Consider the following 3660-nt stretch of genomic DNA (forward strand, 5'->3'; position numbering starts at 1 on the left):
GGTGTACAGTTAGGGGCACGATTCGCAGCCCGAATGGGGCCAGCCTTCGTACTCCGGCATCCTTCAATGACCAACGCGACTTATCGATGCCAGCCAAGATTCCTGTCGGTATCGGTGACGGTATCGTGGGCACCGCTCGTGGAGAAATCTCGGTGCGCCAGTAGGTTAGAGGCACAGGAGATTATTGAGTGGGAGTGAAAACGATCTGTTTCAGTCCGCTGCGCGAATGATCCAGTCCTGGCCGTCCGGCTCCACTCGCAGAGTGGGGAACTCCGCCAGATACAAGATCAGCGATTGCGGATGGTCCGCGCTGAAGATGCCGGTGAGCGGCTTGGATTTCAGATCGGTGCCTTCTACGCGCATCTGAATCCGGTTGTAGCGATTGAACTCCGCCGCGACGTCAGCGAGCGAGGTGTTACGAAACACCAGGCGGCGTTCACGCCAAGCGACAGCGTCGGAGATGGTCGCTTCCTGCAACTTCGCCACCTCGCCCTGGGAGATGTTGGCTTCCTCGCCAGCGCTCAACAGGGTTGGCGTGAGATTCGGCGCGGTCGTTGCCGAAACTCCCTTCGCAGCGCTCGCGACGGAGACCTGCACTCGCCCCTCGACCACCGCGACTTGTAGCGCATCTCCGCGTCGATACACGTTGAACGAGGTTCCGACGGCGCGCACTCTGGTGTTGCCGGCGCGCACGATGAATGGACGGTCGCTATCGTGCTCGACGTCGAACAGAGCTTCTCCCGAGAGTAATGTGACTTCTCGCAGCGAGCCGGAGAAGTCCACCGAGATGCGCGATTGCGTGTTGAGGTGGACGAACGAGCCATCCTCGAGTTTGACGGTGCGCTGCTCGCCAACCGAGGTTGCGAACGACGGCGAGCGTTGCAAAGTCCAGTAACCGATGCCGATGAGCGTCAGCGCCGCGATGCTGGCGGCGATGGGGCGCCACCAACTGAAGGTGCGTGGCCTTGGGGTAGGAGTCACCGGCAGCCGCGCGACGTTAGGTGCCGCAGCCTCGAGGAGCTTGCGAATTTCATCTCCGGATTGGGTTCGCAATGTGTCCAGGCGATAGAACGCCGCCGACGCATCCAGGAAGGCGCGCACGTGATCTTCCGATTGGCGTAACCAGTTGGCCAGCTCTTGCTCGCGCGACGTGGCGTCCGCGGGCGGTTCAGGATTGCCGAGGCGAGCCAGCCATTCGGCGGCTTCGTCCTCGATCCTGGTTCGTTGTGGGTGATAGCGCTGCATACTTCCTTCCAATCAATCCCAGTTCGCACGGCGGATGTGCTGGACCGCCCGTGCGATGTGCTTCTCGACCATGTGCACCGAGATGCCGAGCTGGGCAGCGATCTCCTTGTATGAAAGTCCATCGCACTTGAACTTGATGATGACCTCGCGGCAGATCGGCGGCAGCTCCCCGAGCAAACGAATCAGCTGTTGCTGAACGCCGAGTTGTTGCTGCAGATCCGCTTCGACCTGTCCGCTCTGCTGGGCCAGATGTTCCAGGCTGTCGAAGTCGAGCGGCACGTTGTCGTGCCTGCCTTTGGCGTTGGCACGATTCACGACGTGCCAGGCGATTCGATACAGATAAGCCTGAGTCTCGCGCAAGGGTTCGCGGGGCGGAAATCGCAGCAGCTGTAGATAGACCTCCTGCACCAGGTCGTCGCCGTCCTGGGAAGAGCGACTGCGCCGGGCAAAGAAACGCCGCAGCTCGGCCCGGTACGCCTGGTAGGCAGTGGCGATGGCATCGAGCGCGATGCGGGGCTGCCCGGAGGCGGGCGGCGCGGGTTGTGAGCGGGGCGGTTTCATCCTCATGGTTAAGAGCGCTCGCGGCGGCCGAATTCGGAACGCGTGCCGACAGAAAAATAAAAAATCCGCGCCCGGTTCGGACTACGGCGGGATCACCGACTCTTTACTCGGGTAAGCCGCCTTTCGGTCACTCCGCAGCGGCGCGAGTCATAATACAAAGGGGAGCCTCGATGAGAAACCAATCGGCGATCACGTTGGCAGTGTGGGCGGTGCTGGCGGCGACGGCACCTCCGGCGATGGCTGCCGACGCCCCAGCGGGCACGCAGGTGGAGAACGGCAAGATCTCCTTGCACATCGCTTCACAGCCCATCGGCGACTCGCTCAACGATTTCGGCCGCCAGAGCGGTCTGCACGTGGTGCTGTTCTCGGAACTGGCCGACGGCCTGATCGCTCCGGCCCTGCGGGGTTCGTTCACGCCCACCGAGGCGCTGCAGCGGTTGTTGGCGAACTCGGGGTTGCGCTTCAAATATCTGGATCAAAAAACCATCGCGGTGCTGGGCGAGAACGTCACGCAGTTCCGGAGCACTCAGGACACATCATCTACCACCGGCCTGCATCTGGCCCAGGTGCAGGAGACGCCGCCTGCCGCCGAGCAGGCGATGACGAATCGAGCGAGCGTTGCCGCCGCGGTGTCTGGGGATTCTCCGGGCCGCACGCACATAGAAGAGATCGTGGTCACGGCGCAGAAGCGCAAGCAGCGCCTGCAGGACGTACCGCTCAGCGTTGCGGTCGTCAGCGCCGAAGACATCGACCGTCGTGGACTGGTCAGTGGCGAGGACTATTTGCGTGGCATTCCTGGCGCCAATCAAGTCGCCGACGCGTTCGGCGGCGGTGCGATCGTGATTCGCGGCATGGAGACTTCGCCCATCAATCAAAACTTCTCCTCGGGACCAACCACTGCCACGTACTTCGGCGAGACGCCCACGACCAACTCCGCCGGCCTGTCCGGCAACATGAATGTGGACCTGAAGCTCGTCGACATCGAGCGTGTCGAGGTGTTGCGCGGTCCGCAAGGCACCGCGTTCGGTAACTCGTCGCTCGGCGGCGCGGTCCGCACGATTCCGGTGGCGCCCGATCTCGAGCGCTTCGAGGGCAAGGTCAGCGCCGGCTATTCGGGCACGTCGGGTACTGGCGGATCGAACAATATGATTCAGGCGGTCGGCAGCCTGCCGCTGGTCGCCGGCAAACTCGCGATCCGCGCCAGCGCGTTCCGTTTCGACGACAGCGGCTTTTACCGAAACGTCGCCGGATCGGATCCGGCATTTCGAGCTGCGGCTGCAACGCCGTTCGGCGCCGAGGCCTTTGCAGTGAATCAGAAAGAAGTGGGTGCTTCGGAGTACACCGGTGGGCGCATCGCCGCGTCGTTCCAGGCGACTGAGGATCTCAACTTCACGCTGCTGTATCTCAAGCAGAAGACGCAAGTGGATGGCGCTCTGATCTCGGGAACCGGCGGGTTCGATATGTCCAGCACGAGCGCGTACGACCAGGCAGTGCTGCAGGTTGCGCCAGAGCATTCGGTACGAGGCCAAAGCGGCGCGGTGGCGGATACCGATATCGATCTCGCCAACGCCGTCATGGAATGGAATATCGGCTGGGGCTCGGTGGTGGCCACCGTCTCGCACATCGACAGCAACACCACCAACGCTACGCCCTACACGTGGTGCTGTGCTGGATTGCCGATCTCGGCGTTGGCACCGAGCGAACATCGGGAAGATGTCGGCGAGTTGCGCCTGACGACGCAGCTCGATGGCGCCTGGCAGTTTCTCGCGGGTGTGTACACCGAACGCTTGAAGGATGAGTACAGCTCGAATTATGTGTGGCATGGCGACCCGGCGACGTATGCAGGCGTGCGTC

3 protein-coding genes are annotated in these 3660 nt (G+C 62.5%); 1 reads left to right on the top strand and 2 read right to left on the bottom strand.

Going from position 1 to position 3660, the window contains the following annotated elements:
• Positions 1–210: 210 nt before the first annotated feature.
• Complete coding sequence (locus JNL55_RS35765) at positions 211–1245, bottom strand: FecR family protein (protein WP_293866348.1); 1035 nt, start codon at positions 1243–1245, stop codon at positions 211–213.
• Between the two features lie 12 nt (positions 1246–1257).
• Positions 1258–1806: an RNA polymerase sigma factor gene (locus JNL55_RS35770; RefSeq protein ID WP_293866350.1), complete on the bottom strand. Its 549-nt coding sequence runs from the start codon at positions 1804–1806 to the stop codon at positions 1258–1260.
• A 170-nt stretch (positions 1807–1976) separates the two neighbouring features.
• On the opposite strand from JNL55_RS35770, the gene JNL55_RS35775 reads away from it, so the two are divergent.
• Positions 1977–3660, top strand: a 1684-nt coding sequence (locus JNL55_RS35775) for a TonB-dependent receptor (RefSeq protein ID WP_293866353.1), incomplete at its 3' end; no start/stop codon positions are given.

The sequence above is a fragment of the Steroidobacter sp. genome (genome assembly GCF_016790065.1).
Lineage (GTDB): Bacteria > Pseudomonadota > Gammaproteobacteria > Steroidobacterales > Steroidobacteraceae > Steroidobacter.